The organism is Methylobacterium sp. Leaf99 (assembly GCF_001422375.1).
Classification (GTDB): Bacteria; Pseudomonadota; Alphaproteobacteria; order Rhizobiales; family Beijerinckiaceae; genus Methylobacterium.
This window is the reverse complement of sequence record NZ_LMMU01000009.1, coordinates 1-26,315: the sequence shown is the minus strand read 5'-3', so window position 1 is coordinate 26,315 and position 26,315 is coordinate 1. Positions and strand designations below refer to the sequence as shown.

General features: G+C 69.7%; 28 protein-coding genes and 3 tRNA genes. 28 read left to right on the top strand and 3 right to left on the bottom strand.

Translation table 11 applies throughout. The annotated features are described in order from the left end of the window. Window positions 1–130: 130 nt before the first annotated feature. From ASF28_RS16860 to ASF28_RS16810, 11 genes are all read left to right on the top strand, one after another. Window positions 131–781, top strand: a complete 651-nt coding sequence (locus tag ASF28_RS16860) for a hypothetical protein (RefSeq protein WP_056095237.1) — start codon at window positions 131–133, stop codon at window positions 779–781. A gap of 67 nt (window positions 782–848) precedes the next feature. Continuing rightward, window positions 849–1,199 carry a hypothetical protein gene (locus ASF28_RS16855; protein WP_056095234.1) on the top strand — a complete coding sequence of 117 codons (351 nt, stop codon included), beginning with the start codon at window positions 849–851 and terminating at the stop codon, window positions 1,197–1,199. 183 nt (window positions 1,200–1,382) lie between these two features. Further along, a complete protein-coding gene (locus ASF28_RS16850; protein WP_056095232.1) occupies window positions 1,383–1,796 on the top strand; it encodes an EF-hand domain-containing protein in 414 nt (137 codons plus the stop codon). 209 nt (window positions 1,797–2,005) lie between these two features. Continuing rightward, window positions 2,006–2,923 carry a branched-chain amino acid ABC transporter permease gene (locus ASF28_RS16845; protein WP_056095229.1) on the top strand — a complete coding sequence of 306 codons (918 nt, stop codon included), beginning with the start codon at window positions 2,006–2,008 and terminating at the stop codon, window positions 2,921–2,923. Window positions 2,924–2,996: 73 nt separating this feature from the next. Beyond that, complete coding sequence (gene livM, locus ASF28_RS16840; RefSeq protein ID WP_056095785.1) at window positions 2,997–4,301, top strand: high-affinity branched-chain amino acid ABC transporter permease LivM; 1,305 nt, start codon at window positions 2,997–2,999, stop codon at window positions 4,299–4,301. Between the two features lie 56 nt (window positions 4,302–4,357). Beyond that, window positions 4,358–5,218, top strand: coding sequence for an ABC transporter ATP-binding protein (locus ASF28_RS16835; protein ID WP_056095783.1), 861 nt, complete (start codon window positions 4,358–4,360; stop codon window positions 5,216–5,218). Then, the gene (locus ASF28_RS16830; RefSeq protein ID WP_056095226.1) at window positions 5,215–6,012 is read left to right on the top strand and encodes an ABC transporter ATP-binding protein; all 798 of its coding nucleotides are present in this window, start codon (window positions 5,215–5,217) and stop codon (window positions 6,010–6,012) included. The genes ASF28_RS16835 and ASF28_RS16830 overlap by 4 nt, the downstream gene beginning before the upstream one ends. After that, window positions 6,012–6,371: a DUF6867 family protein gene (locus ASF28_RS16825; protein WP_056095223.1), complete on the top strand. Its 360-nt coding sequence runs from the start codon at window positions 6,012–6,014 to the stop codon at window positions 6,369–6,371. Before ASF28_RS16830 ends, ASF28_RS16825 begins: the two co-directional genes overlap by 1 nt. 71 nt (window positions 6,372–6,442) lie before the next feature. Further along, on the top strand, window positions 6,443–7,567 hold the full coding sequence (locus ASF28_RS16820; RefSeq protein ID WP_157085632.1) for a branched-chain amino acid ABC transporter substrate-binding protein: 1,125 nt from the start codon (window positions 6,443–6,445) through the stop codon (window positions 7,565–7,567). Window positions 7,568–7,617: 50 nt separating this feature from the next. Next, a complete protein-coding gene (locus ASF28_RS16815; RefSeq protein WP_056095220.1) occupies window positions 7,618–7,878 on the top strand; it encodes a hypothetical protein in 261 nt (86 codons plus the stop codon). 182 nt (window positions 7,879–8,060) lie between these two features. Next, window positions 8,061–8,264 carry a hypothetical protein gene (locus ASF28_RS16810; protein WP_056095218.1) on the top strand — a complete coding sequence of 68 codons (204 nt, stop codon included), beginning with the start codon at window positions 8,061–8,063 and terminating at the stop codon, window positions 8,262–8,264. Window positions 8,265–8,522: 258 nt separating this feature from the next. Here the strand turns inward: ASF28_RS16810 and ASF28_RS16805 are convergent. After that, a tRNA-Asn gene (locus ASF28_RS16805) sits at window positions 8,523–8,598 on the bottom strand. Between the two features lie 164 nt (window positions 8,599–8,762). After that, window positions 8,763–8,838: transfer RNA gene (locus ASF28_RS16800), tRNA-Asn, on the bottom strand. Between the two features lie 274 nt (window positions 8,839–9,112). Here ASF28_RS16800 and ASF28_RS16795 point away from each other — a divergent pair. From ASF28_RS16795 to ASF28_RS16730, 15 genes are all read left to right on the top strand, one after another. Then, window positions 9,113–9,186: transfer RNA gene (locus ASF28_RS16795), tRNA-Cys, on the top strand. 220 nt (window positions 9,187–9,406) lie between these two features. Beyond that, window positions 9,407–10,066: a protein-L-isoaspartate O-methyltransferase family protein gene (locus ASF28_RS16790; RefSeq protein ID WP_056095214.1), complete on the top strand. Its 660-nt coding sequence runs from the start codon at window positions 9,407–9,409 to the stop codon at window positions 10,064–10,066. Between the two features lie 194 nt (window positions 10,067–10,260). Continuing rightward, window positions 10,261–11,655 (top strand): TolC family outer membrane protein, encoded by a 1,395-nt coding sequence (locus tag ASF28_RS16785; RefSeq protein ID WP_056095778.1) that lies wholly within the window; start codon window positions 10,261–10,263, stop codon window positions 11,653–11,655. A 307-nt stretch (window positions 11,656–11,962) separates the two neighbouring features. Then, window positions 11,963–12,580 (top strand): PopZ family protein, encoded by a 618-nt coding sequence (locus ASF28_RS16780; RefSeq protein ID WP_200912689.1) that lies wholly within the window; start codon window positions 11,963–11,965, stop codon window positions 12,578–12,580. Between the two features lie 112 nt (window positions 12,581–12,692). Further along, window positions 12,693–15,434, top strand: coding sequence for a valine--tRNA ligase (locus ASF28_RS16775; protein WP_056095208.1), 2,742 nt, complete (start codon window positions 12,693–12,695; stop codon window positions 15,432–15,434). A 2-nt stretch (window positions 15,435–15,436) separates the two neighbouring features. Next, the gene (locus ASF28_RS16770) at window positions 15,437–16,147 is read left to right on the top strand and encodes a DUF2459 domain-containing protein (protein ID WP_056095775.1); all 711 of its coding nucleotides are present in this window, start codon (window positions 15,437–15,439) and stop codon (window positions 16,145–16,147) included. Window positions 16,148–16,237: 90 nt separating this feature from the next. Continuing rightward, window positions 16,238–17,788, top strand: a complete 1,551-nt coding sequence (locus ASF28_RS16765; RefSeq protein WP_056095205.1) for a Do family serine endopeptidase — start codon at window positions 16,238–16,240, stop codon at window positions 17,786–17,788. 208 nt (window positions 17,789–17,996) lie between these two features. Next, window positions 17,997–19,292 (top strand): aminotransferase class I/II-fold pyridoxal phosphate-dependent enzyme, encoded by a 1,296-nt coding sequence (locus tag ASF28_RS16760; RefSeq protein ID WP_056095203.1) that lies wholly within the window; start codon window positions 17,997–17,999, stop codon window positions 19,290–19,292. A gap of 65 nt (window positions 19,293–19,357) precedes the next feature. Beyond that, window positions 19,358–19,807, top strand: coding sequence for a hypothetical protein (locus ASF28_RS16755; RefSeq protein WP_056095201.1), 450 nt, complete (start codon window positions 19,358–19,360; stop codon window positions 19,805–19,807). A 55-nt stretch (window positions 19,808–19,862) separates the two neighbouring features. Then, the gene (locus ASF28_RS21965) at window positions 19,863–20,135 is read left to right on the top strand and encodes a BrnT family toxin (RefSeq protein WP_082476622.1); all 273 of its coding nucleotides are present in this window, start codon (window positions 19,863–19,865) and stop codon (window positions 20,133–20,135) included. Then, window positions 20,122–20,448 (top strand): BrnA antitoxin family protein, encoded by a 327-nt coding sequence (locus ASF28_RS16750; RefSeq protein ID WP_056095198.1) that lies wholly within the window; start codon window positions 20,122–20,124, stop codon window positions 20,446–20,448. Before ASF28_RS21965 ends, ASF28_RS16750 begins: the two co-directional genes overlap by 14 nt. A gap of 22 nt (window positions 20,449–20,470) precedes the next feature. Continuing rightward, window positions 20,471–20,977 (top strand): hypothetical protein, encoded by a 507-nt coding sequence (locus ASF28_RS16745; RefSeq protein ID WP_056095193.1) that lies wholly within the window; start codon window positions 20,471–20,473, stop codon window positions 20,975–20,977. Between the two features lie 9 nt (window positions 20,978–20,986). Continuing rightward, window positions 20,987–21,859, top strand: a complete 873-nt coding sequence (kdsA, locus tag ASF28_RS16740; protein WP_056095190.1) for a 3-deoxy-8-phosphooctulonate synthase — start codon at window positions 20,987–20,989, stop codon at window positions 21,857–21,859. A gap of 100 nt (window positions 21,860–21,959) precedes the next feature. Continuing rightward, window positions 21,960–22,283, top strand: a complete 324-nt coding sequence (locus tag ASF28_RS16735; protein ID WP_056095187.1) for a hypothetical protein — start codon at window positions 21,960–21,962, stop codon at window positions 22,281–22,283. Window positions 22,284–22,462: 179 nt separating this feature from the next. Then, window positions 22,463–22,981: a hypothetical protein gene (locus ASF28_RS16730; RefSeq protein WP_056095186.1), complete on the top strand. Its 519-nt coding sequence runs from the start codon at window positions 22,463–22,465 to the stop codon at window positions 22,979–22,981. A gap of 31 nt (window positions 22,982–23,012) precedes the next feature. Here the strand turns inward: ASF28_RS16730 and queF are convergent, their stop codons facing one another. Beyond that, a complete protein-coding gene (queF, locus tag ASF28_RS16725; RefSeq protein ID WP_056095183.1) occupies window positions 23,013–23,477 on the bottom strand; it encodes a preQ(1) synthase in 465 nt (154 codons plus the stop codon). A 283-nt stretch (window positions 23,478–23,760) separates the two neighbouring features. Between queF and eno the strand changes: the two genes are divergently transcribed. Next, the gene (gene eno, locus ASF28_RS16720; protein ID WP_056095180.1) at window positions 23,761–25,050 is read left to right on the top strand and encodes a phosphopyruvate hydratase; all 1,290 of its coding nucleotides are present in this window, start codon (window positions 23,761–23,763) and stop codon (window positions 25,048–25,050) included. 77 nt (window positions 25,051–25,127) lie between these two features. Next, window positions 25,128–25,535 carry a thiol-disulfide oxidoreductase DCC family protein gene (locus ASF28_RS16715; RefSeq protein ID WP_056095772.1) on the top strand — a complete coding sequence of 136 codons (408 nt, stop codon included), beginning with the start codon at window positions 25,128–25,130 and terminating at the stop codon, window positions 25,533–25,535. Window positions 25,536–26,315 lie beyond the last annotated feature (780 nt).

Below are 26,315 nucleotides of genomic sequence, written 5' to 3'. Positions count from 1 at the left end.
GAGCAGAAGTGGCGGGCTACGCCGTGCGGTTTAACCGGGGCTGAACCGCCCGGTTCAGATCGGATTGGCGGGGCGCCCCTAGAACGGCGTCAACCCGAGAGGGCAACCCCAGACAGGACGCCGACACCCCATGACCACCATCGACGGCACCGCCACCGACCTCACCCCCAAGGCCGCCCCCAAGCGCTCCCGCCGGCGCGCCCTGGTGGCCGGCGCCATCGCCGCCCCCCTCGCCTTCGGCGCCGTCGGCCTGTCGCTCGCCCAGACCGGCACCGCGACGCCGACCCCCGTGGAGCCCGTCGCCATCTCGGCCCTGAAGCCGTCGGCCGCCATCGCCGCCAAGGGCGAGGTCGCCGAGATCTACGGCAACAAGTTCGTGGTGCAGGATGGCACCGGCAAGGCCCTGGTCGAGACGGGCAAGCGGGGCGAGGGCGGCACCCTGGTGAAGACGGGCGAGGCCGTCACCGTCCAGGGCCGGTTCGAGAACGGCTTCCTCCACGCCGCGCTCATCACCCGGGCCGACGGCACGAGGGTCCTGGTCGGTCCCGCCGGCGGCCCGCCCCCCGGCACCCTCGACTGGGCCAAGGACAAGGTCGGCCTCGGCGCCAAGCCCGACGTGCCCGCCCTGACCGCCCAGGTTGAGGCCGCCGGCTATTCCGACATCCGCGTCACGGGGCGGGGGCCGCGCCACCTCGACATCGCGGCGCGGGGCGCCGATGGCCGCGAGCGCCAGCTCCATGTCGGCTTCGACGGACACATGCGGGAGAAGCGCGTGTTCTAGAAACCGGACGTGGCGATTCGCAGTCTTCCCCCGGGGCCCGCGGGCACCCTCACCGAGAGGTTTTTCCATGACCAAGACCATCGCCCTGCTGAGCGCGGCCGCGCTCCTGTCCGCCTCCGCCGCCATGGCCCAGCCCGCCCCGCCGCCCGGCGGTCCGAAGCCCGGTCCGGAGGCGGGCGCTCCGCCGCCCCCGCCGCCGGGTGGTCCCCATGCCGGCCCGCGCGGCCCGCGTGGCGGCCCCGACGCACCGCCGCCACCGAAGGCCGCCCATTTCCGCCTGGAGCGGGGCGACACCGCCCTCGACGTGAAATGTGCCGCCGACGAGCCGATGAAGGCCTGCGCCGACATCGCCCTGCAGCTGCTCGATAAGCTCGCGGCCCTGCCGGCGCCCGCCGCGGCGCCGAAATCCCGCGACTGATCGGCCGGTGCGGGACGGGCGGTACAGGGTTGTGCCACCCGTCCCGAGGGTTGCCGGACCGGCAGGATTCTACCGGTTCACCCCATGGCGGGGGTTGAAATATTGCACTGCGGCATGAGATACGATTTCGACCGTTCGCCGATGATGAAATGGCAATGGCGATTGCCTGAGAGAGGGTTCCTCATGACCAAACTGTCCCGCCTGTCCGCCGTCCTCGGTGCCGTGGCGCTCGCGCTTCCCCTGACGATGCCGGCCTCGGCGAAGGAGCCGAGCGCGAAGAAGGTCCTGTCGATGGTCGACACCGACAACGACGGCACCATCGACCTCAAGGAAGCCCAGGCCGTGGCCGCCGCCCGCTTCGACAAGCTGGAATCGGACAAGGACGGCACCCTCGACGCCAAGGAGCTCAAGGGCCGCGTCAGCAAGGGCGCCCTCAAGGCCGCCGACCCGGACAGCGACGGCACCCTCGACAAGACCGAGTACCTCGCCCTGGTGGAAGCCCGCTTCAAGGCGGCCGATCCGGACAACGACGGCACCCTCGATGCCAAGGAGCTGAAGACCCCGGCCGGCAAGGCCCTGGTGTCCCTGCTGAAGTAAGGGTTCGCGCACCGCGCAGACGACGGCCCGGCACTCCATGTGCCGGGCCGTTCGTGTTTCAGGGGCAGGCGACCGTCCATCGCAACCGGTCGGCGAGGATTGACCGTGGCCCCCGGTTCGGAACATGCCAAGCTGGCACGCCATTCGCGAGACCGGCCCGATCCCATCGATCGGTCCCGCGAAGACGCCCGGTCCCGGAAAAGGCGCCCATGGAATTCTTCGCCCAGCAGTTCATCAACGGGCTGACGCTTGGATCGATCTACGGCCTGATCGCCCTCGGCTACACGATGGTGTTCGGCATCATCGGCATGGTGAACTTCGCCCATGGCGACGTGTTCATGCTGTCGTCCTTCATCGCGCTGATCTTCTTCCTCATCCTCACGACCTGGCTCGGGCTGACCTCCGTCGCCCTCGTCTTCCTCATCGTGCTGATCGTCGCCATGGTGCTCACCGCCCTGTGGGGCTGGGCCATCGAGCGGGTGGCCTACCGGCCCCTGCGGGGCTCGTTCCGCCTGGCGCCACTGATCTCGGCCATCGGCGTGTCGATCTTCCTGTCGAACTTCGTCCAGGTGGTGCAGGGCGCCCGCAACAAGCCGGTGCCGCCCCTCGTGCGCGACGTGATCGTCCTCTACGAGAACGGGCAGTACACCGTGACCCTGTCCTACAAGCAGGCGATCATCATGACGACGACGGCGCTGCTCCTCGCCGGCTTCTGGTACCTCGTCCAGCGCACCTCCTTCGGCCGGGCCCAGCGCGCCTGCGAGCAGGACCGGCGCATGGCGGCCCTGCTCGGCATCAACGTCGACCGCACCATCTCGCTGACCTTCGTGCTCGGCGCGGCGCTCGCCGCCGTCGCCGGCACCCTCTACCTGCTCTATTACGGCGTGGTCTCGTTCTCGGACGGGTTCGTGCCCGGCGTGAAGGCGTTCACGGCGGCGGTGCTCGGCGGCATCGGCTCCCTGCCGGGCGCCGTGCTGGGCGGCCTCATCATCGGCCTCATCGAGACGTTCTGGTCGGCCTACTTCTCCATCGAGTACAAGGACGTCGCCGCGTTCCTGATCCTGATCGTGGTGCTCATCTTCAAGCCGTCCGGCATCCTCGGGCGCCCCGAAGTGGAGAAGGTCTAGCGTGGCTCAAGGTACGACGATCGGCCCCGTGACCCCGACGGTGTCCGCGCGCGCCGCCTCTCCCCTTCCCGAAATGTTCAAGGACGCGGCGCTCTTCGCGCTCGTCACCTTGGGCCTGAGCATCCCCGTGGTGGCCTACCGCACGGATCTCGGCCAGGGCACCGGCCTCGGACTCACCGGCCGCTGGGGGCTGGTGGCGGGCCTGTGCGCCGCCGTGTTCGTCCTGCGGCTCGCCCAGCGCCTCGTGCTCGGCGAGGTCTCGCGCCGCCGCGACGCCCGCACCCTGGCGGCGGCGGACTCCACGGCCCCCGCCCGCGTCGCGCGCCCGGGCCGGATCATCGGTCCGCTCACCCTGGTCGTCGCCCTGACCCTGCCGCTGCTCGCCGCCCTCGGGTCGGGCGGCCTGTCGGAGGGACGCTACTGGATCGATCTCGGCATCCTCATCCTCACCTACGTGATGCTCGGCTGGGGCCTCAACATCGTGGTCGGCCTCGCCGGCCTCCTCGACCTCGGCTACGTCGCCTTCTACGCCGTGGGCGCCTATTCCTACGCCCTGCTGTCCACGGTGTTCGGCCTGTCGTTCTGGCTCTGCCTGCCGCTCGCCGGCCTGTTCGCGGCGGGTTTCGGCGTACTGCTCGGGTTTCCGGTGCTGCGCCTGCGCGGCGACTACCTCGCCATCGTGACCCTCGCCTTCGGGGAGATCATCAGGCTCGTCCTCATCAACTGGGTCGACTTTTCCGGCGGGTCCGCCGGCCTGTCGTCGATCCCGCGGGCGAGCTTCTTCGGAATTCCGTTTACGGCCGGGGAGGGCGGCTTCGCCAGCGTCTTCGGCCTCGCCTTCAACCCGATGCACCGGGTGGTCTTCCTCTACTACCTCATCCTCGTCCTCGCCCTCGTCACCAACCTCGTGACGCTCCGCATGCGCCGCCTGCCCCTCGGCCGCGCCTGGGAGGCGCTCCGCGAGGACGAGATCGCCTGCCGGTCGCTCGGCATCGACACCACCATCACCAAGCTCTCGGCCTTCGCCCTGGGGGCCATGTTCGCCGGGTTCGCCGGCTCGTTCTTCGCCGTGCGCCAGGGCTTCGTCTCGCCCGAAAGCTTCAACTTCCTGGAGAGCGCCATCATCCTCGCCATCGTCGTGCTGGGCGGCATGGGCAGCCAGCTCGGCGTCGCGGTGGCCGCCATCGCCATGGTCGGGGCGCCGGAATTGCTGCGCAACCTCGGCTTCCTCAAGGCCGTGTTCGGCGAAGGGTTCGATCCCAACGAGTACCGCCTGCTCCTGTTCGGCCTCGCCATGGTGGCCATGATGGTCTGGCGCCCGCGCGGGCTCATCTCCGAGCGCACGCCGTCCGTGCGCCTGGGAGCGCGCGCCCGATGAGCGACGCCACCGGTCTCACCCGCCTCGCCACCCTGAAGGACGAGCCCCCGGCCGCAATGCCCGGCGGTCCCGCCGACCCGATCCTCGTCGTCGATCACCTCACCATGCGGTTCGGCGGGCTCACCGCCGTCGGCGACGTCTCGTTCAAGGTCGGGCGCGGCGACATCACCGCCCTCATCGGCCCGAACGGCGCCGGCAAGACCACGGTCTTCAACTGCATCACGGGCTTCTACAAACCCACCGAAGGGATGATTCGCCTGCGTCAGCGGGAGGGCGAGACCTACCTGCTGGAGCGCCTGCCCGGCCACGACGTCAACCGGTTGGCGCGGGTCGCCCGCACCTTCCAGAACATCCGCCTGTTCCCGCAGATGACCGTGCTGGAAAACCTGCTGGTCGCCATGCACAAGCCCCTGATGCGGGCCTCGGGCTTCAGCCTCGCGGGCATCCTCGGCCTGCCGGGCTACCGCCGCGCGCAGGACGAGGCCATCGCCAAGGCCGCCGCCTGGATCGAACGCATCGGCCTCACCCACCGGGCCGACGAGCCGGCCGGCGACCTGCCCTACGGCGACCAGCGCCGCCTGGAGATCGCCCGGGCCATGTGCACGGACCCGGTCCTGCTCTGCCTCGACGAGCCGGCCGCCGGCCTCAACCCGCGCGAATCGGCCGATCTCAACACGTTGCTGCGCCTCATCCGCGACGAGTTCGGCACCTCGGTGCTTCTCATCGAGCACGACATGTCCGTGGTGATGCAGATCTCCGACCGGATCGTGGTGCTGGATTACGGCATCAAGATCGCCGACGGCACGCCCGACCAGATCCGCAACGACACCCGCGTCATCGCCGCCTATCTCGGCGTCGACGACGAGGAGGTCGCCGCCGTCGAGGCCGAAGTCGGCCTGGCAGGAACCCACGCATGAGCGTCGCCGGCATCAACGTCCTCGTGGACGAGACCCGCGAGCGGATGGCGCAAGGTGCTTCCGCCGGGGCGAAGGGGCCGCTGCTGAGCGTGCGCGGGGTCTCGGCCTATTACGGCAGCATCCGGGCCCTGAAGGGCGTCGACATCGACGTCAACGAGGGCGAGATCGTCGCCCTCATCGGCGCCAACGGCGCCGGCAAGTCGACCCTGATGATGACGATCTTCGGCCAGCCCCAGGCGCGCGAAGGCACCATCACCTTCGCGGGCCAGGATATCACGAAGCTGCCGACCCACGAGATCGCCCGCCTCAACCTCGCCCAATCCCCGGAGGGCCGGCGCATCTTTTCGCGGATGACGGTCCGCGAAAACCTGCAGATGGGGGCCGCCGTCAACGGGGGGAAACACTTCGCCGAGGATCTCGAGCGGATGTGCACCCTGTTCCCGCGGTTGAAGGAACGCATCGACCAGCGCGGCGGCACCATGTCGGGCGGCGAGCAGCAGATGCTCGCCATCGCCCGCGCCCTCATGAGCCGGCCGCGCCTGCTCATGCTCGACGAGCCGTCGCTGGGCCTCGCCCCCCTGGTGGTCAAGCAGATCTTCTCCACCGTGCGCGAACTCAACCGCACCGAGGGGCTCACCGTATTCATCGTCGAGCAGAACGCCTACCATGCCCTCAAGCTAGCGCATCGCGGCTACGTCATGGTCACGGGCGCCGTCACCATGAGCGGCACCGGCCAGGCGCTCCTCGACGATCCGCAGGTGAAGGCCGCCTACCTCGAAGGGGGACAGCACTGATGCCGGAGACCTTCGCGCCGACCGGCGCCACCCTCGGCATCTTCCTCCTCGTCACCGTGGCGATGGGGGGCTCGGCCGCCTGGATGACCGGCAGCGGCATGGCGCGGGGCTGGCGCCCGTTCTGGCACTGCGCGCTGGCCCTCCTGCTCATCGCGGCCGTGACGCGCTTCCTGCATTATGCCCTGTTCGAGGGGACGCTCCAGTCGGCGCCGGCCTACGCCGTCGATGCCGTGTTCGTGCTCGCCGTCGGGGCCTTCGCCTATCGCTTCACCCGCGCCGGCCAGATGACCCGGCAATACGCCTGGCTCTACGAGCGCACCGGTCCCTTGAGCTGGCGGGACCGGCCGGCCGCACCTTGAGTTCACGTGTCCTGCGATCCTGCCGTCACGGGATTTCCGGGCGGCACGACGCTTCGAGAGGGAAAACCAGCATGAAGTCAGTGTTGTCAGTCGGCGTCGCCCTCGGCCTGATGGTCGCGGCGACGGCCGCGAACGCGGAGATCAAGATCGGCGTGGTCGTCCCCGTCACCGGGCCGAACGCCGCCTTCGGCGCGCAGATCAAGACCGGCGCGCAACAGGCCATCGCCGACATCAACAAGGCCGGCGGCGTCAACGGCGAGAAGCTCGTGATGACGGTGGGCGACGACGCCTCCGACCCGAAGCAGGGCGTCTCGGTGGCCAACAAGTTCGCCTCCGAGGGCGTGAAGGCCGTGGTCGGCGCCTTCAATTCCGGCGTCTCGATCCCGGTCTCCGACGTGCTCGCGGAATCCGGCATCATCGAGATCAGCCCCGCCTCCACGGCGATCAAGTACACCGAACGCGGCAACTGGAACACGTTCCGCACCTGCGGCCGCGACGACCAGCAGGGCGCGGTGGCCGGCGCCTACCTCGCCGACAAGTTCAAAGGCAAGAAGATCGCCTTCGTCCACGACAAGACGCCCTACGGCCGCGGCCTCGCCGACGAGACCCTGAAGGCGCTCAAAGCCAAGGGCGGCACCAACGTGATCTTCGAGGGCATCAACCCCGGCGAGAAGGACTTCTCCTCCCTCGTGTCGAAGCTCAAGCAGGCGGGCATCGACGTGATCTATTTCGGCGGCCTCTACACCGAGGCCGGCCTGCTGATCCGGCAGATGCGCGACCAGGGCCTCAACGCCCCCCTCATGGGCGGCGACGGCATCGCCGACCGCGAATTCGCGCAGGTGGCCGGCCCCGGTTCCGACGGCACCCTGATGACGTTCTCGCCCGACGCCCGCAAGAATCCGAAGTCCAAGGCCACCGTGGACGCCTTCAAGGCGATCAACTTCGACCCCGAGGGCTACACCCTCTACTCCTACGCCGCCGTCCAGATCCTGAAGCAGGCCATGGAGACCGCCAAGTCCTCCGACGGCCAGAAGGTCGCCGCCGTCCTGCACCAGGGCAAGCCGTTCGACACGGTGATCGGCGACATCGCCTACGACAAGAAGGGCGACATCACCCGGCCGGACTACGTCATGTACGTCTGGAAGAAGGGCGCCGACGGCGCCATCAACTACGCCGGCAATGAAGTCGCGCAGTAAGGTCGCGCGGGCGCCGGCCTCCGGGCCGGCGCCGCCATCGAGGAGAGCACATGGGAACGCCGAGGGACCTCAAGGTCCAGATGGCGGCCGAGACCCGGGCGCGCGAGCGGGCGCAGGCCCTCGCCAAGCTGCAGACGGTCCGCGCCGACAAGATCGAGGCCGCCCTGACCGAAGCCCGGGCCGAGCGGGATGCCTGGCAGGCCCGGGCCCTCGCCGCGGAAGCCGATCTCGCCACCCTGCGGCGTTCGGCAACCGCTTCCGCCGATGCCGACGGTCGACCCGGGAGGGGCTCCACCGGCGCCCTTCCCTAGGGAATCGACCGCCGGCATGCCCCCGCGTGGCCCGGATTGCGGCGTCCGCACGCCCGTCCCCCCACTCACCGGCCCCTGAAACACCCGTTTCGCCCCGGGAAAATGCCCGGAATGTCGGTTTATCGATTTCTTGAGCGCTCCCGAGTCTGGCGAGCGGCGTCCGCCCGTGGCATAGTGGTGCCATGAGCGAGACAACCATCAACACCCATCCCTACACCCTCGAGATCGTGCCGCCGAAGGCCGAGGGGGCTCCCTACCAGTGGGCCATTCGCAAGAACGGCAAGCTGGTGCAGCGGTCCGACCGCAGCCTGCCCACGGAGGCCAAGGCCTACGGCAACGGCATGGAGCAGATCGAGAAGCTGCTCTCCGGAGCCGGCGACCGGTAAGCCCGGCCTGCCACGATCACCGTCAATCCCTCAGCGACGCCGCGGACCCCAGGGTCCGCGGCGTTTTTCATGGTGCGGATGTCACGGCGCTAAAATCTTGGCGCGAAAATCCTGACGCGACCACGACGCGCGCCGGTGGAGAGGATCGGGATCGGGGAAAGCCTCGCGCGGGGTCGCGGGCGGACAACCGGGCACGGGATCGGGAGATCCGGCTCGGGCGGCACCCGATGGCACTCGGCGCCGGCACGGACGAAGGATTGGCTCCCCGAGCAGGACTCGAACCTGCGACAAAGCGATTAACAGTCGCTTGCTCTACCAACTGAGCTATCGGGGATCACCGCCGGGTCTCTACACACGCCCGACGGGGCGTGCAAGGGAGCGGCATGACCGCCCGGGCCGCGCGAGACCTGCGCTGAACCCGGGTCGAAACGAAGGTCCCAAGGACCGTGACCCTGCACTTGGCGCCCGCAAGCACCGGACAGGATCGAAAGAAGAAATTGGCTCCCCGAGCAGGACTCGAACCTGCGACAAAGCGATTAACAGTCGCTTGCTCTACCAACTGAGCTATCGGGGACCGCGATCGGGTCTCTACACAGGGCCGATGCCGGACGCAAGACCCCGGGACCGGCGTTTGACAAATCCGTCGCATTTCCCCGAACGGCCCCTGCGGCGGCGGGTCCGCGCCGGAACGGGGCGCGTTCACCACGCCGGGCCCCGCGCGCAACTTACCCCGTATTGGCCGGCGAAACACCGTTGCCGATCGGCCCAACCCTCTGCTAGAGACCGCTCACCCCGGACGGACCGCCCGGCCGGGGTCGCCGCCCCGCTCGATCGGGGCAGAGCGGGAAGGCCTCGTGGCGGAGTGGTTACGCAGAGGACTGCAAATCCTTGCACCCCGGTTCGATTCCGGGCGAGGCCTCCAAATTCCTTCCCGTTTCAATTCATTGGCGACGCTGTCCCCGCTATTCTCGCGATGAGGATCGGCGCGCGTCGGGCGGCCCCGGAAACCTTGCGTTTTCGGCCCCCATCCCCGACAACCCGCGGGCATCAAGCGCCGCCGCAGGCACTGTCGCCGGGCAAGCACCGTCCCGGGACGGGCGGCGCCGGGCGCCGGGCCGCCGTCGAAGGAAGAGACCGCATCCATGCTCGATTACGCGCAGGCGCGACGCCTCATGGTCGACTGTCAGTTGCGGACCTTCGACGTGAACAGCGTCACCGTCCTCGACGCGTTCGAGGATGTGCCCCGCGAGCGGTTCGTGCCGCCCGGCCGTGAGGATTTCGCCTATATCGACCAGACCCTGAGCCTCGATGGCGGGGGCGGCGACGTTCGGCCCATGCCGGCCCCGATGATGCTCGCCCGGATGATCCAGGCCCTCGACCTCGAAGCCGGCGCCAAGGTCCTCGATGTCGGCACGGGCTACGGCTACGCCGCCGCCATCCTGCGCCACCTCGGCGCCGACGTGGTCGCCGTCGAATCCTCCGCCACCCTGGCGGCCGGTGCCCGCGAACGCCTGGGCGACCGCACCGGCATCGCGGTGGTCGAGGCCCCCCTGGAGGCCGGCGCCCCGGAGGCCGGCCCCTACGACGCGATCCTCGTCAACGGCCGCGTCGAGGTCCGGCCGCAGGCCCTCCTCGAGCAGCTCGAGGAGGGCGGCCGCCTCGTCTGCGTCTTCGGCCCGCCCCGCGCCGCCAAGGCGACCCTGTTCGTCCGGACCGGCGATGCGTTCGGCGCACGCCCGCTCTTCGATGCGTCGCTTCCCGGCCTCGGCGCCTTCGCGACGGCGAACGCCTTCGCCTTCTGATCCGCCGAGGACCGACCGGCCGGTGTCGCTTTTTTGCGGCACTGCCGTCCATTCAACACCCGGCCAGTCCCCAACCCGGTGCCCGCTCCGCCAAGTTCGGATAGACTTGCCAGTGGGCGGGCAACCCGGATGGCGCGAATGCGCGAAGCCGCAAGATGACGGCTGACCGGTTCATCGTGAAACCGCAAGGGCTGATGAACGTGAGAGAACGGAAACCTGCGACGCGCCACGGACTTCGGTGCGTTGCTATCGTCGCCCTGGCGCTGGCGGCAGCGCATCCGGCCATGGCCGAGACGCTGGAGAGCGCCCTGTCGCGCGCCTATGCGGCGAACCCGACTCTGAATTCCAACCGGGCCGCCCTGCGCGGCGTCGACGAGAACGTGGCCCAGGCCAAATCCGGCTACCGGCCGACGGTGAGCGGATCGGCCGATATCGGCCTCGCCCGCAACGACGGACGGGTCCAGGGCTTCAACATCGACAACGTGACCCGGCCGGGAGGGGCGTCCCTCACGGTCAACCAGACCCTGTTCAACGGCTTTCAGACGGACAACCAGACCCGCCGGGCGGAATCGAACGTGCTCGGCACGCGCGAGACCCTGCGCTCCATCGAGATGAACACGCTGTTCAGCGCGGCGCAGGCCTACATGTTCGTGCTGAGCGACACGGCCAACCTCGAATTGCGCCGCAACAACGTCGAGGTGCTGGAAGAGCAGCTGCGCCAGACCCGCGACCGCTTCAACGTCGGCGAGGTCACACGCACCGATGTCGCCCAGGCCGAGGCCCGCCTCGCCGGCGCCCGCTCCGACGTCGCCCAGGCCGAAGCGTCCCTGCGGGCCAGCATCGGCACCTATCGCCGCTTCATCGGCGTCGAGCCCCGTCAGCTCGCCCCCGGCCGCCCCCTCGACCGCTACGTTCCGGCCAATCTCGAAAGCGCGATGAACATCGGCTTGAAGGAGCACCCCCAGATCCTGGCCGCGATGCATGCCGTGGACGTGGCCGAATCCAGCGTGAAGGTGTTCGAGGGTCAGCTCGCCCCCACGGCGGGCCTCTCCGGCACGGTCCAGCAACGTTTCGACGGGCAGTTTCCCGGCGACCGCAGCCTCAACGCCCAGATCGTCGGCCGCATCTCGGTGCCGCTCTACGAGGGCGGCCTGACCTACTCCCAGATCCGCCAGGCCAAGGAGCTCGTGGGCCAGCGCCGGATCGAGGTCGAGGACGTGCGCGACCAGATCCGCGCCGGCATCGTCCGGGCGTGGGGCGACCTCGAAGCCTCCAAGGCCCAGGTCATCGCCTCGCAGGCGCAGGTGCAGGCCAACGAAGTCGCCCTCAACGGCGTGCGCGAGGAAGCCCGCGTCGGCCAGCGCACGACCCTCGACGTCCTGAACGCACAGCAGGAACTGCTGACCGCGCGCGTCAACCTGATCGTGGCCCAGCGCAACCGCGTCGTCTTCTCCTACGCGATGGTCCAGACCGTCGGCCGACTCACCGTGCGCTTCACCGCGCTGCCGGTGGCGACCTACAGCCCCAAGGAGCACTTCGATCAGGTCAAGGACCTGTGGTTCGGCGTCCGGACCCCGGACGGTCGCTAGGGCGTCGTTCCGGCGTCGGCCCAGGCCGGCTGCACAAGACGCGCGGTCTCCGCCGGGTCTCGCTGCGACCGCCCCGGGGCGACGTGGGTCTCGCGGGGGCCACCCGCTCGATCCGACCGGGGACGATCCTTCGTCCGGGCAGCGCGGACGCCCGCCGGAGGGTCGCCCTCCGGCCACACGGGCCGGGGGAATCGCGATCGCGGCGCTTATCCCGCACCCCGTTCCGCCGGACGCTTGTGTCGGCACGGGAGCGTGAAATACTGGCCCGCATCGTCAACCGTTCCTTCCTGAACCGAGCGTCGTCCGGATGAGTGCAGCCAGCCCCGTGGTACCGGACAAGGCCCAGGAACCCTCCATGGAGGAGATCCTCGCCTCCATCCGACGGATCATCGCCGACGATCAGAATGCCAAGGCCGAGGTGATGGAGTCCGTCCGGGCCGCACCACCCCCGCCCGAGAACGACGACGACATCCTCGATCTCGCCGAGGTGGCGCAGCCCGTGCGCAAGGCGCCCGCGCCCGCTGCCTTCGCGGAGCCCGATATCGGCTTCACCAACGAGACCCTCGATTTCGACGCCATCTCGTTCGACGACGAACCAGAGCCCGAGCCCGAACCGGTGCGGATGGCCGCGCCCGAGCCGGCACGCCAGGCGCCGCCGGCCCATGAAGTGCCGCCGGCCTACGAGGCGCCCCGGCCGGAGACCGAGGCGGCCGAGCGCCTGACCTCGTCGGTGACCGATGCCAGCGTCGGCCAGGCGTTCACCATGCTGGCCAACACGGTGCTGTCCAACAGCCCCCGCACCCTGGAAGACCTCGTGCAGGACATGCTCCGGCCGATGCTGAAGGGCTGGCTCGACGAGAACCTGCCGCCCCTGGTCGAGCGCCTCGTGCGCGCTGAGATCGAGCGCGTGGCGCGGGGGCGCTGAGGCGTCGCGGGCCGGGAATCGCCGCCCTCGTGTTGACGCGGCGGGCCTGACGGGTTGAAAGCGGGCCAACCCGCGAAGACCCCGCAGCGCTCGAACTGGCCCGACCCCGCCCATGATGGACAAGACCTTCGACCCCGCCGCCGTCGAGGCGCGCATCGCTGCCGCCTGGGAGGCGGGCGACGCGTTCAAGGCCGGCCGGCCCGACCGGGCCGACGCCCGGCCCTTCACCATCGTGATCCCGCCGCCGAACGTCACCGGCAGCCTTCACATGGGCCATGCCCTCAACAACACCCTGCAGGACATCCTGGCCCGGTTCGAGCGCATGCGCGGCCGCGACGTCCTGTGGCAGCCCGGCACCGACCACGCCGGCATCGCCACCCAGATGGTGGTGGAGCGCCGGATGATGGAAGCGAAGGAGCCGGGCCGGCGCGAGATCGGCCGGGCGGCCTTCGTCGAGAAGGTCTGGGCCTGGAAGGCGGAATCGGGCGGGGCCATCGTCAACCAGCTGAAGCGCCTCGGCGCCTCCTGCGATTGGTCGCGCGAGCGCTTCACCATGGGGCTGAACGGCGCCCCCGACGACCAGATGGTCCGGGCCGTGACGAAGACCTTCGTCGATCTCCACGCCCAGGGGCTGATCTACCGCGACAAGCGCCTCGTGAACTGGGACCCGAAGTTCCAGACGGCGATCTCCGACCTCGAAGTGGTGCAGGTCGAGGTCAAGGGCCACCTCTGGCACTTCGACTATCCCATCGTCGACGCGGACGGCGCCGAGACCGGTGACGTCATCACCGTGGCGACCACGCGGCCCGAGACCATGCTGGGTGACACGGCGGTGGCGGTCCACCCGGACGACGAGCGCTACACCCACTTCGTCGGCCGGCACGTGCGGCTGCCCCTGGTCGGACGCCTCATCCCCATCGTCGCCGACACCTATTCCGATCCCGAGAAGGGCACGGGTGCGGTCAAGATCACCCCGGCCCACGACTTCAACGATTTCGAGGTGGGCCGCCGCGCCGGCTGCACGCCCATCAACATTTTGGACCCCGAGGCTCGGATCAGCCTCGCGGACAACGTCGCCTTCCTCGCCGGGGCGAACCCGGAGCCGGAGGCCCTCGCCCTGCACGGCCTCGACCGGTTCGCCGCGCGAAAACAGGTCGTCGCCCTGATGGAGGCGCGCGAGCGCCTGCGCCTCGTCGAGCCCAACACCCACGCGGTGCCGCACGGCGACCGCTCCAACGTGGTCATCGAGCCGTATCTCACCGATCAGTGGTACGTGAACGTCAAGCCGCTGGCCGAGCGCGCCCTCCAGGCCGTGCGCGACGGGCAGACGAAGTTCGTGCCCGACAACTACGAGAAGACGTTCTTCCAGTGGCTCGAGAACATCGAGCCGTGGTGCATCTCGCGCCAGCTCTGGTGGGGCCACCAGATCCCGGTCTGGTACGACGACGCGGGTGGATGCTTCGTCGCGCCGAGCGAGGCCGAGGCGCAGACCCAAGCGGACGCCAAGCACGGCCGGGCGGTCACCCTGACCCGCGACGAGGACGTCCTCGACACGTGGTTCTCCTCCGCCCTGTGGCCGTTCTCGACGCTCGGCTGGCCCGACGCCACGCCCGAACTCGCCCGCCACTACCCGACCGACACCCTCGTCACCGGGAAGGACATCATCTTCTTCTGGGTCGCCCGGATGATGATGCTCGGGCTTCACGTCACCGACCGGGTGCCGTTCTCCACCGTCTACCTTCACACCCTGGTCCGCGATGCCGCCGGCGCCAAGATGTCGAAGTCGAAGGGCAACGTCGTCGATCCCCTCGGGCTCATCGAGCAGTACGGCGCCGATGCCCTGCGCTTCACCCTCGCCGCCATGGCCGCGCAGGGGCGCGACATCAAGCTCGCGGTGAACCGCGTCGAGGGCTACCGCAACTTCGCGACCAAGCTCTGGAACGCCTCGCGCTTCGCCGAGATCAACGGCTGCACCCTGCGGGCCGAGTACCGCCCCGAGGCCGCCACCGATCCCCTGAACCGCTGGGCTCTGGGCGAGGCGGCGCGGGCCGTGGCCGAGGTCACGGCGGCGCTGGACGCCTACCGCTTCAACGACGCCGCCGCCGCCGCCTACCGCTTCGTCTGGAACATTTTTTGCGATTGGTACGTGGAGCTGGCGAAGCCCGTGTTGCAGGGTGAAAACGTCGATGCGGGCGTGCGGGAGGAGACGCAAGGAACCGTCGCCTTCCTCATCGACCAGATCGCGAAGCTCCTGCACCCGTTCATGCCGTTCCTCACGGAGGAGCTCTGGGCCATCAAGGGCGAGGGTCTTTCGGATCGGGGCCTCCTCGCCCTGGCGCCTTGGCCGGATCTCGCCGCCCTGAACGACCCGGCCTCCGAGGCCGAAATCGGCTGGCTCGTGGACCTCGTCTCCGAGATCCGTTCGGCCCGCTCCGAGACCGGCGTGCCGGCGGCGACGCAGATCCCCCTGGTGGTCATCGGCGCCGACGACGCCCTGCGGGCGCGCGCCACGCGCTGGAGCGACACCCTCCTGCGCCTCGCCCGCCTGTCCGAGATCCGCTTCGAGGCGACGGCCCCGCGCAACGCCGTGCAACTCCTCGTGCGCGGCTCCGTGGCGGCCCTGCCGCTCGAGGGCATCGTCGACCTCGGGGCCGAGGTCACCCGCTTGCAAAAGGAGGCCGTGAAGGCGGAGGGCGAGATCACGAAGATCGACGCCAAGCTCGCCAACGCCGACTTCATGGCCCGCGCCCCCGACGAGATCGTCGACGAGCAGCACGAGCGCCGGGCCGCCCAGGCCGCCCGCCTGGAGAAGATCACCGAGGCCCTGGCGCGGCTCTCCGACCAGACCCCGTGATCATGCGCCGGCTGGCTTTCGGAGTTGCCGGCCTGCTCGCGATCTTCTGGCTCGCCGTGGTCCTCACGGCGAGCCCCGGCGACCCGGCCCTCTATCCCGCCACGGGCGACGACGCCCGGACCATCCACCTCGTCAGCCACGGCTGGCATTCCGGCCTCGTGATCCCACGCGAAGCCCTGACGGGGGAGGGCGCGGGCGCGGCGCTCCGGACGATCGCCCTGCGGTTCCGGGCCTATCCCGACCTCGAATTCGGCTGGGGCGAGGCCCGGTTCTACCGGGCGACGCCGACGCTGGCCGAGTTCGATCTCCGCCTCGCCCTGGAGGCCCTGTTCACCCCCGGCGGCCGCACCGGCGTCGTCCAGGTGGTCGGCCTGGAACGGACCGTGCGTCAGAGCTTTCCCCACGCCGACATCGTGCCCGTGCGGGTCTCGGGCACCGGACTGGCGCGGCTCCTCGCCCGCCTCGACGGGAGCTTTCGCCTGGACGACGGGCAACCCGTCGCGGGCGGTCCCGGCCTCTACGGACCGAGCCTGTTCTACGAAGGCGCGGGGCGCTTCTCCTACGCCAACGTCTGCAATCACTGGGTGGCCCGGCTCCTCAACGCGGCGGGCGTGCCGGTGACCCTCCTGCTCGACACCCACCCGCAGGGGTTCCTCCTCGACCTGCGCTGGCGCGCCGGCCTGACCGAGGCGCCGAACCTGTCCAAACCGTAACCTCTCCGCCACGGGCGGGTCACCCGTCGAGCCCTACACCCTGGATCACGGCCTGCCGTTTGGCGGCGCCACCCGATCCGGAGACCGTCGATGCCCGTCCAGTCCAACCGCCTGCGCCGCAATGCCCTCGCCTCCGTCGCCGTGGCCGCCCTCGTGGCGACGGGCGCCGGCATCGGCTTCACCCAGCCCTCGACCCCGGCCTATGCCCAGGCCCTGTCGAAGAACCCCATCGAGACCCCCGACCATCCGCCGGGGTCCTTCGCCACCGTCGTCGACAAGGTGAAGCCCGGCGTCGTCGCCGTGAAGGTGAAGCTCGACGACAGCGCGACGGCGGACGACGACGACGGCCCGGGTAACCAGGGCCAGCAGAACGTGCCGCCGCAGCTGCGCGAGTTCTTCAAGCGCTTCGGCCAGGGCGGCCCCGGTGGACAGGGCGGGCAGGGCGGCCCGGGCTTCGGCGGCCAGAGTCCCAAGCGCCAGGGCCAGCGCGGCGCCATGGGCTCCGGCTTCATCATCTCGGCCGACGGCTACGTGGTCACCAACAACCACGTGGTCGACAAGGCCAAGACCGTGCAGGTGACCCTCGACGACAACCGCACCCTCGACGCCAAGGTCATCGGCAAGGACCCGAAGACCGATCTGGCGCTGCTCAAGATCACCGAGGGCGGTCCCTTCCCGTACGTCTCCCTCAGCAAGTCGGCGCCCCGCGTCGGTGACTGGGTGGTGGCCATCGGCAACCCGTTCGGGCTCGGCGGCACCGTCACCGCCGGCATCGTCTCCGCCCGCGGCCGCGACATCGGCGCCGGCCCCTACGACGACTTCCTGCAGATCGACGCGCCCATCAACAAGGGCAATTCCGGCGGTCCGACCTTCAACGTCGGCGGCGAGGTGGTGGGTGTGAACACCGCCATCGCGTCCCCATCCGGCGGCAGCGTCGGCCTGGCCTTCGCCATCCCCGCCGAGACGGTGCAGGCGGTGGTCGACCAGCTCCGGGCCGACGGCAAGGTGGCGCGCGGCTACCTCGGCGTCCAGGTCCAGCCGGTGACGAAGGACATCGCCGACGGCCTCGGCCTCGACAAGGCCAAGGGCGCGCTGGTCGATCACGCCGAGGCCGGAACGCCCGCCGCCAAGGCGGGTCTCAAGTCCGGCGACGTCATCGAGTCGGTCAACGGCACCCCGGTCAACGACGCCAAGGAACTGTCCCGCCGCATCGCCGGCCTCAAGCCCGGCGCCAAGGTCGAGCTCGCCTACCTCCGGGCCGGCAAGTCCGACACCGCCACGGTGGAACTCGGAGCGCTCCCCAACGACCCGAAATCGGCGACGGGCGGCGGCCGGGGCGGTTCGTCCACGGACGGCCAGCCGCGCCTCGGCCTCAGCCTCGCCCCGGCCTCCGAGGTCGGCGCCGGCGACGAGGGCGTCGCCGTGATGGAAGTCGATCCCGACGGCCCGGCCGCCGCCAAGGGGATCGAGCAGGGCGACATCATCCTCGATGTCGCCGGGGCCAGCGTCTCCCGGCCCTCCGAGGTTGCCGAGCGCATCCGCTCCGCCGAATCGAGCGGCCGCAAGGCGGTGCTCATGCGGGTGAAGAGTTCCAAGGGCACCACCCGCTTCGTCGCCGTCGCCCTGAACAAGGCCGGCTGATCCGATCCGGGCGGTCCGACCGGCCGCCCGTCCACCGTTCTGCCCTCCCTCTGCGACTTTAAGCCGGCCCCGCGTGGCCGGCTTCCTTTTGTCCGGAGCGCAGGGCAGGGCGGCGGGGCGCGCGTCTCCGCCAGGGTGACGCGCGCCCCGCGAGGGGCCATGGTGCATCCCGTTTGATTGCAGCACCCCAACCATCCGGAACCGCACCATGACCACCATCGCCGATCGGAATCCTGCCGATCTCGCGGATCTTCACGCCCGCGCCCGCGACGCCTACGAGGCGTTCAAGGCCCGGGGGCTCAAGCTCGACATGACCCGGGGCAAGCCCTCACCCGAGCAGCTCGACCTCGCCGCCGGCATGCTCGGGCTCGCCGGCAACGGCGACTACGTCACGCAGGCGGGCGAGGATGCGCGCAATTACGGCGGCCAGCAGGGCATCGCCGAGGTCCGCGCCCTGTTCACCCACCTCCTCGACGCGCCGGCCGACCAGATCGTGGTCGGCGACAATTCGAGCCTCGCCATGATGCACGACAGCATCGCCTGGGCCCTGCTCACGGGCGTGCCCGGTTCGGTCAAGCCCTGGTCGAAGGAGAGCGACGTCGCCTTCCTGTGTCCGGTGCCGGGCTACGACCGCCACTTCGCCCTGTGCGAAGCCTACGGCATCCGCATGATTCCTGTGCCGATGACGGGGCAGGGCCCCGACATGGACGTGGTCGAGGCCGCGGTGGCCGACCCGGCCGTGCGCGGCATGTGGTGCGTACCGAAATACTCGAACCCCTCGGGCGAGACCTATTCCGACGAGACCGTCCGGCGCCTCGCCGCCATGAAGACCGCCGCCCCCGATTTCCGCCTGTTCTGGGACAACGCCTACGCGGTGCACCACCTCACCCCCGAGCGGATCAAGGTCGCCGACATCCTGAGCCTCTGCGCCGAGGCGGGGAACCCGGACCGGGCCTTCGTCTTCGCCTCGACCTCGAAGATTACGCTGGCCGGCGCCGGCCTCGCCTTCTTCGCGAGCTCGCCCGACAACGTGCGCTGGTACCTCGCCCGCGCGTCGAAGCGCACCATCGGGCCGGACAAGCTCAACCAGCTGCGCCACGTGCGCTTCCTGCGCGATGCCGCCGGCCTCGACGCCCACATGGACGCGCACCGCGCCCTGCTGGCGCCGAAATTCGCCGCCGTGGAGGAAGCCCTGTCGCGCCACCTCGCCGGCACGGGGGCGGCCCGGTGGACCAAGCCGGAGGGCGGCTACTTCATCACCGTCGATGCCCGAGACGGCACCGCCTCCGAGGTGGTGCGCCTCGCCAAGGACGCCGGCCTCGCCCTGACCCCGGCCGGGGCGACCTCGCCCTACGGACGCGACCCGCGCGACAGCGTCCTGCGCCTCGCCCCCTCCTATCCGAGCCTGAAGGACTGCACCGCCGCCGCCGAGGGCATCGCCGTATGCATCCTTCTTGCATCCGTCGAGGCGGAGCGCCGGGCGCGCGAACGCGACCCCGCGTAACCGGCCCGACGCAAACCGGAAACCGACGCACCCGATGGTGCGTCGGCGATCGAGAGGCGGCGGCGATGGACAGGATCACGCGACGAAGCCTCGGCCTCGGCCTCATCCTGTCGGCGGTTCTTCCCGGCTCCGTCCGGGCCCGACCGTCCTGGGCCTCCGGCACCTATGTCTACGCCGACCTGTGCCTGACGGCGGACCACGCGCCCGCCGGCCAGCGCGTCACCCTCCGCCGCTCGCCCCGGGGCGATACCCTCGTGTACGAGACCGCCGCCCTGTCCGGGCCTGTCCAAGCGGAAACCCTCCACCTCGACGCCGCCACCAGGGAACTCGCCTTCGCGGCGGACGCGGATGGCCACACGATCCGCTTCACGGGGACGCTCGCCGTCGATGCCCTCACGGGCGTGCTGGAGGACGAGACCGGTTCGCACCCGGTGCGCCTGTCCCGCATCCTGCGCCCGCACGCGAACGCAGCCTGCCGGGAAGAACGGACGGGGTCGCTCGACTCGGCACGGTGAAAGGTCGCCCCCGCGTCCATTGACGATCCGACAGATCTAATCTTACATACGATTCATGATCGTGTGGGATGAACCGAAGCGTCTCGCGAATCTCGTCAAGCACGATCTGGACTTCGCTGAATTCGAGGCTGGCTTCGATTTCGCAACGGCTGTGGCCGTTCCCGCCAAATCGAGCCAGACCGGACGCCCACGGAGCAAGCTGATTGGATCGCTCCACGGACGCCTCGTCGTGGCTGCAATCGTATCCCCACTCGGCACGGAGGCGTTGGCGCTCATCAGTCTTCGACCAACGAGTTCATTGGAAAGGATGTTGTATGGCCGCCATTGAGAACGCGCCCGGTCACGGTCCGAATCCGAGCTATTCCCAGGCCGACTGGGACGCTGTCAGCGACAACCCCGAATGGACGGCGGACGATTTCAGAAGCGCCCGTCCCTTCGCCGAGGTGTTCCCGGCCCTGGCCGAGGGACTGCGCCGGTCCCGTGGCCCCCAGAGGGCACCCGTCAAGGTTCCGGTGACGATCCGGCTCGATGCCGCCATCGTGGACGCTTTCAAGGCGACGGGCGATGGCTGGCAGACCCGGATGAACGATGTGCTGCGGGAAGCCGCCGCCAAGCTCGGTCCCGTGGAGACAAAGGGGTGAGCGGCCGCGTAAACCAACGCTCATGATGTACGCCCTTCGCATTGCGGCCGTGACCGGCCTCTTCCTTGCCCTCGCGGGTCCAGCCGGGGCCGCCGACGCCTGCGACGCCCTCACGGCCAAGCTCATCCGCGCCACGGGCGCGTCCCTCGCCGGTCGGGCCGGGTCGGGCGCCGTGTTCCGGGCGGCCGACGCCGAGCGGATGAGCCTCGCCTGCCGGGCGCCGCGCCGGATGGTGTTCGGGTCCCTGGCCCGCGAACCGGACCGACCGTTCTTCGCCCTGATCGGACGTGCCGCCGAGGCGCTCACGGGCGCGAAGGCCGAAGCCGTCGAGGTCCTGGCGCTCACGCTCCACCAGTATTCCCTGCTGACGGGCCCCCCGCGCCAGGGCATCGCCGGCAGGGCGGCCCTGCGCTGCGAGACCGGGCCGCGCGAGGACAGCCTGTCCGGCAGCCTCACCGTCTGCCTCGTGACGCCGGCCGCGCCCCTGCGCCGCCGGGCCGGTCTTTTCGTGGAGCGCCCGGCGGGCTAGACCCCTCCCATGTCCGAGATCGCTTCCCCCACCGCCGGCCCCGTCGTCCAGGCCGGCCGCGTCGCCTTCGCCAACCACCTCCCCTTCGCGCTCATCGCCGGCCCGTGCCAGCTCGAAAGCCGCGATCATGCGATTGAGATCGCCGACGCCCTGAAAGCGATGACCGCCCGCCTCGGCATCGGCCTCGTGTTCAAGGCTTCGTTCGACAAGGCCAACCGCACCTCGGGCGGCACCGCACGCGGCCTCGGCCTCGCCGGTGCCCTGCCGATCTTCGCCGAGATCAAGGCGCGGTTCGGCCTGCCCGTCCTCACGGACGTGCACGAGGCCGGGCACTGCGCCGTCGCGGCCGAGGTCGTCGACGTGCTGCAGATCCCGGCCTTCCTGTGCCGGCAGACCGACCTGCTGCTGGCCGCCGCCGCGACGGGCCGGGTGGTCAACGTCAAGAAGGGCCAGTTCCTCGCCCCCTGGGACATGGCCCACGTGGCCGCCAAGGTGACGGGTGCCGGCAACCCCAACGTGCTGGTCACCGAGCGCGGCGCCTCGTTCGGCTACAACACCCTGGTGTCCGACATGCGCAGCCTGCCGATCATGGCGCGGGTGACCCGCGGCGCCCCGGTGGTGTTCGACGCCACCCATTCGGTGCAGCAGCCGGGCGGGCAGGGCGCCACCTCCGGCGGACAGCGCGAGTTCGTGGCGGTGCTCGCCCGCGCCGCCGTGGCCGTGGGCGTCGCCGGCCTGTTCATCGAGACCCATCCCGACCCCGATCAAGCCCCCTCGGACGGTCCCAACATGGTGGCGTTGAAGGATATGCCCGCCCTCCTGGCACAATTGCAGGCCTTCGACCGCCTCGCCAAAGCGTCGAATACATCCGTTCTTGGCTGAGACCCAGGTTTCGCGCGCCGACCCTGTTCAGGTGATTGGGGAACCCTTCGCGCCCGTCCTTGTTGACGTTTTTAAGAAACGCGAAATTTCAAGGATCCCTATGCGTAAGCTCGCAATGATCACGGCCATGACCCTCTCCCTCGGCGCCATGGCGGCGGCGACCGCCGCAGAGGCGCGTCCCGGACACGGCCATGGCTACGGTCGCGGCGGCTATGGCCATGGCGGCGGCTACGGCCATCGCGGTTATGCCTATCGCGGCGGTGGCCGTCGCGGCATCGGAACCGGCGCCGCCGTCGGCCTCGGGATCGCCGGCCTCGCGGCGGGCGCCATCGCCGCGGGCGCAGCCCGCGATTCGTACTATCGCGGCGGTTACGATCGCCCGGCCTACGGCTATGGCGCACCCGCCTATGGCTATGGCTACTAAGCCACCAGTCACGGTTTAGGACGACAGGGCGGTTGGCGCGAGCCAGCCGCCTCTTGCATTGGGGGCAAGGGCAGGGATCGCGACACGAGAAAGGCCACGCTTCACCTTCGAGACGATTGCAAAATGCCCGCCTAGATTGCATGGGATGATCGCGTGAACGTGCACGGAGGACATCCCGGATGCCGATCCTCATCGCCCTGGCAGGAGCGCTCGTGACCGGCCTGATCTACTGGGTCAGATACGGAGACGGCATGGAGCACATCGATCACGCCGTCCGGGACTGGCGTACCGCCCGGCGTCGACGGGCGAGCGAGCGTGATATCCGATCGGCGCCGATGCGATCCCTGCGCAGTCCCGCCGATGCGGTCGGTGTGTTGATGACGCTGGTGGCCCGACAGCGCGGCGTCCCGACGCCCGAGCAAGAGAGCGAGATCCTGAATCAGATGCGCGACGTAACCGACCCCGGCGACGATCTCGCGACACGCATGGCGGTGATCCGCCACGCGGCCGATCAGGCGCCCGATCCCGAAACGGCCATCCAATCCCTGGCGCCGCTCCTGCGCGACCGGCTCACCCAGGCCGAGCGGGATGATCTGTGCCGGATGCTCAGGGCCGTGGCCACGGTCCATCAGGGACCGACGGAGCCGCAGAACAGGTTCATCGAGCAGGTTCGGCGCGCGATCCACGAAGACCGGTAGGATCGCCGGGGGGCGCCGGGCTCGGTGCCGTTCAGCGCGCCCGGTAGGGCGGCACACCCTGTTCTGGGAGCCACACGGATTTCAGCGGCTTGCCGGTCTGCCAGAACACGTCGATGGGGATGCCGCCGCGCGGGTACCAGTAGCCGCCGATGCGCAGGTAGCGCGGCGCCAGGAGTTCGGTGAGCGTCAGGCCGATGCCCACGGTGCAATCCTCATGGAAGGCGCCGTGGTTGCGGAACGCTGTGAGGTAGAGCTTGAGCGACTTCGACTCCACCAGCCACTGGTCCGGCACGTAGTCGATGACCAGGATCGCGAAATCCGGCTGGCCGGTGACGGGACAGAGCGAGGTGAATTCCGGCACCGTGAAGCGGGCGAGGTAATCCGTGCCCGGATGCGGGTTCGGCACTCGGTCGAGGCGGGCTTCCTCGGGGGAGCCGGGCAGGGGGGTGGCCTGTCCCAGCTGGAGCGTCTCGGGGTTCAGGGGCGCGTGCGTCATGCCCAGGCTATAGCGCGCGACGCGGCAAGGTGCATCCGCCGGTTCGTCGCTGCCGGGTGGGGTCACGCGGCCGCGGCAAGAATTTCTTGACAGTCGGGCCAACATTCTTGCGAGCCCTGCCGCCCTGCGAACGGGTGGGGCGCTTGCCCGACGCGTGACGTTGGCGGATAAGCCTCGACAGAATCGCGATTCCGACCCCGTGCCGCCATCGGCTCCAGGGGGAGGGGAACGGGCGCCGCATCGGACCCGCTCGACGATCGCAACGTCCGAAGAAGGCTCCTGCATGACCGCGATCACCAACATCGCCGCCCGCGAGATCCTCGACAGCCGGGGCAACCCGACCATCGAGGTCGACGTCCTCCTCGAGGATGGCTCCTTCGGCCGCGCCGCCGTGCCCTCGGGCGCCTCCACCGGCGCCCACGAGGCCGTGGAGCTGCGCGACGGCGACAAGGGCCGGTTCGGCGGCAAGGGCGTGCGCAAGGCGGTCAACGCCGTGCAGTCCGACATCCTCGATGCCATCGGCGGCATGGATGCCGAGGACCAGATCGCCATCGACGAGGCGATGATCGAGCTCGACGGCACCCCGAACAAGGCGCGGCTGGGCGCCAACGCCATCCTGGGCGTCTCCCTCGCCGTGGCCAAGGCGGCGGCCGAGACCGCAGGCCTGCCGCTCTACCGCTACATCGGCGGCACGCAGGGCCGGGTGCTGCCGGTGCCGATGATGAATATCATCAACGGCGGTGCGCATGCCGACAACCCCATCGATTTCCAGGAATTCATGATCATGCCGGTGGGGGCGTCGTCCCTCGCCGAGGCCGTGCGCATGGGCGCCGAGGTGTTCCACACCCTGAAGGGCGCATTGAAGAAGGCCGGCCACAACACCAACGTTGGCGACGAGGGCGGCTTCGCCCCCAATCTCCCCTCGGCCGAGGCCGCCCTCGACTTCGTCATGCAGTCGATCCAGGCCGCCGGCTTCAAGCCCGGCACCGACATGGTGCTGGCCCTCGATTGCGCCGCCACCGAATTCTTCAAGGACGGTGCCTACCGTTACGAGGGCGAGGGCCAGACCCGGGACATCGAGGCCCAGGTCAGCTACCTCGCCAAGCTCGTGGACAGCTACCCGATCCTCTCCATCGAGGACGGCATGTCCGAGGACGACTGGGCCGGCTGGAAGCTGCTCACCGACCGCGTCAGCGACCGCTGCCAGCTCGTGGGCGACGACCTGTTCGTCACCAACGTCACCCGCCTGTCGCGCGGCATCAAGGAAGGCACGGCGAACTCGATCCTGGTGAAGGTCAACCAGATCGGCACGCTCACCGAGACCCTGGCCGCCGTCGATATGGCCCAGCGCGCCGGCTACACGGCGGTGATGTCCCACCGCTCCGGCGAGACCGAGGATTCGACCATCGCAGACCTCGCCGTCGCGACGAATTGCGGGCAGATCAAGACCGGGTCGCTCGCCCGCTCGGACCGGTTGGCAAAGTACAACCAGCTCATCCGCATCGAGGAGGGCCTCGGCTCGCAGGCACGCTACGCCGGCCGCGAGGCCCTGAAGATCCGCTCGGGCCTCTGAGCCTGGCCCATCGAACACCGGACGGCCGCGACACACGTCGCGGCCGTTTTTCGTTGGCGCCGCCCTATCTCACTGGGATGAACACGACGCCCGCCCCGCTCACCGTCTACTACGACGGCGCCTGCCCCCTCTGCGCCGCGGAGATCCGGACCTATCGCCGAAGCCGGGGTGCCGATGCCCTCGCCTGGGTGGATGTGAGCCGGGACGGCCCGGCCGATCTCGGCGGCCTCGATCGCGACGCCGCCCGCGCCCGCTTCCACGTCCGCGACGGCGACGGTCGCCTGACCTCCGGGGCAGCCGGCTTCTTCACCCTGTGGTCGCACCTGCCCGGATGGCACCGCCTCGCCTGGGTGCGTCACGTTCCGGGCGCTCCATGGCTCGCAGAGGGCGCCTACCGCCTGTTCCTGCCCCTGCGCCCCTGGATCGCCCGCCGCCTCGGTGGCCGGACGCCCTGCGACGGGTCGTGCGGACCGGGTGGCGCCTGAGCCGCCCGGCATCCGCGCCGCCACCGGGGAGGTGAGCGACGTCTCGGGGCGAAAAACGATCATCCGAAGTCCGAGTCCTGCGGGGAAGGGGATCGCCAAGCGCACCTCGGATGGAAAGCATCCCCCCCGTGGGCCTTCGGCGGCCCGTGACGGCGAATGACGTATCCGTCGCGAGATTTTTGCATTTCTGTCGTGCGGGCTGTTGACGGCCCGGTTTGGTGCCCGTATACCCCGGTCATCGGCGGCGGCGAGCGGAACCTTCGGGTCTCGGGGCGGCGGCCGGTACATCTCGGAGACGATTTATCGGATGGATGATCCGGCCTTGGCTGGATGATCCACTGTTTTTGTCTCTCGGGTGTCGTTCTGTCGGCGGGGTGGTTTGGCGGGTTCGCCGGATTGTCCGGGTTGACAGAATGGTGACGGGGCTCTAGACGCTCCGGACCGCTGGGACGACTCACCAATGGTGAGGTCGGTACCACGGTTTCCCAAGTCTGGCAATCCCGGGTTGACAGAATGGTGACGGGGCTCTAGACGCTCCGGACCGCTGGGACGACTCACCAATGGTGAGGTCGGTACCACGGTTTCCCAAGTCTGGCAATCRGGTTTCGTGCGGGWGACYGCGCGGTCTGGTTGTATYGGGTTTCCGGAGYGATCCGGCGTTCTTTGACAAGTGAATCTGAGAAAGAGAAGCGTGGACGGCGTTGTCCTTGCGGATTGTTCTAACGAACAATCGTGAGACGATTGCCGAGACACACTCGTGAGACGATTGCCGAGACACAC

Bases quoted from the DNA above. Each gene is read 5' to 3' on its own strand.
- ASF28_RS16860 (WP_056095237.1), top strand. From the start codon at position 131: ATGACCACCATCGACGGCACCGCCACCGACCTCACCCCCAAGGCCGCC.
- ASF28_RS16855 (WP_056095234.1), top strand. From the start codon at position 849: ATGACCAAGACCATCGCCCTGCTGAGCGCGGCCGCGCTCCTGTCCGCC.
- ASF28_RS16850 (WP_056095232.1), top strand. From the start codon at position 1,383: ATGACCAAACTGTCCCGCCTGTCCGCCGTCCTCGGTGCCGTGGCGCTC.
- ASF28_RS16845 (WP_056095229.1), top strand. From the start codon at position 2,006: ATGGAATTCTTCGCCCAGCAGTTCATCAACGGGCTGACGCTTGGATCG.
- livM (WP_056095785.1), top strand. From the start codon at position 2,997: ATGTTCAAGGACGCGGCGCTCTTCGCGCTCGTCACCTTGGGCCTGAGC.
- ASF28_RS16835 (WP_056095783.1), top strand. From the start codon at position 4,358: ATGCCCGGCGGTCCCGCCGACCCGATCCTCGTCGTCGATCACCTCACC.
- ASF28_RS16830 (WP_056095226.1), top strand. From the start codon at position 5,215: ATGAGCGTCGCCGGCATCAACGTCCTCGTGGACGAGACCCGCGAGCGG.
- ASF28_RS16825 (WP_056095223.1), top strand. From the start codon at position 6,012: ATGCCGGAGACCTTCGCGCCGACCGGCGCCACCCTCGGCATCTTCCTC.
- ASF28_RS16820 (WP_157085632.1), top strand. From the start codon at position 6,443: ATGAAGTCAGTGTTGTCAGTCGGCGTCGCCCTCGGCCTGATGGTCGCG.
- ASF28_RS16815 (WP_056095220.1), top strand. From the start codon at position 7,618: ATGGGAACGCCGAGGGACCTCAAGGTCCAGATGGCGGCCGAGACCCGG.
- ASF28_RS16810 (WP_056095218.1), top strand. From the start codon at position 8,061: ATGAGCGAGACAACCATCAACACCCATCCCTACACCCTCGAGATCGTG.
- ASF28_RS16790 (WP_056095214.1), top strand. From the start codon at position 9,407: ATGCTCGATTACGCGCAGGCGCGACGCCTCATGGTCGACTGTCAGTTG.
- ASF28_RS16785 (WP_056095778.1), top strand. From the start codon at position 10,261: ATGAACGTGAGAGAACGGAAACCTGCGACGCGCCACGGACTTCGGTGC.
- ASF28_RS16780 (WP_200912689.1), top strand. From the start codon at position 11,963: ATGAGTGCAGCCAGCCCCGTGGTACCGGACAAGGCCCAGGAACCCTCC.
- ASF28_RS16775 (WP_056095208.1), top strand. From the start codon at position 12,693: ATGATGGACAAGACCTTCGACCCCGCCGCCGTCGAGGCGCGCATCGCT.
- ASF28_RS16770 (WP_056095775.1), top strand. From the start codon at position 15,437: ATGCGCCGGCTGGCTTTCGGAGTTGCCGGCCTGCTCGCGATCTTCTGG.
- ASF28_RS16765 (WP_056095205.1), top strand. From the start codon at position 16,238: ATGCCCGTCCAGTCCAACCGCCTGCGCCGCAATGCCCTCGCCTCCGTC.
- ASF28_RS16760 (WP_056095203.1), top strand. From the start codon at position 17,997: ATGACCACCATCGCCGATCGGAATCCTGCCGATCTCGCGGATCTTCAC.
- ASF28_RS16755 (WP_056095201.1), top strand. From the start codon at position 19,358: ATGGACAGGATCACGCGACGAAGCCTCGGCCTCGGCCTCATCCTGTCG.
- ASF28_RS21965 (WP_082476622.1), top strand. From the start codon at position 19,863: ATGATCGTGTGGGATGAACCGAAGCGTCTCGCGAATCTCGTCAAGCAC.
- ASF28_RS16750 (WP_056095198.1), top strand. From the start codon at position 20,122: ATGGCCGCCATTGAGAACGCGCCCGGTCACGGTCCGAATCCGAGCTAT.
- ASF28_RS16745 (WP_056095193.1), top strand. From the start codon at position 20,471: ATGATGTACGCCCTTCGCATTGCGGCCGTGACCGGCCTCTTCCTTGCC.
- kdsA (WP_056095190.1), top strand. From the start codon at position 20,987: ATGTCCGAGATCGCTTCCCCCACCGCCGGCCCCGTCGTCCAGGCCGGC.
- ASF28_RS16735 (WP_056095187.1), top strand. From the start codon at position 21,960: ATGCGTAAGCTCGCAATGATCACGGCCATGACCCTCTCCCTCGGCGCC.
- ASF28_RS16730 (WP_056095186.1), top strand. From the start codon at position 22,463: ATGCCGATCCTCATCGCCCTGGCAGGAGCGCTCGTGACCGGCCTGATC.
- queF (WP_056095183.1), bottom strand. From the start codon at position 23,477: ATGACGCACGCGCCCCTGAACCCCGAGACGCTCCAGCTGGGACAGGCC.
- eno (WP_056095180.1), top strand. From the start codon at position 23,761: ATGACCGCGATCACCAACATCGCCGCCCGCGAGATCCTCGACAGCCGG.
- ASF28_RS16715 (WP_056095772.1), top strand. From the start codon at position 25,128: ATGAACACGACGCCCGCCCCGCTCACCGTCTACTACGACGGCGCCTGC.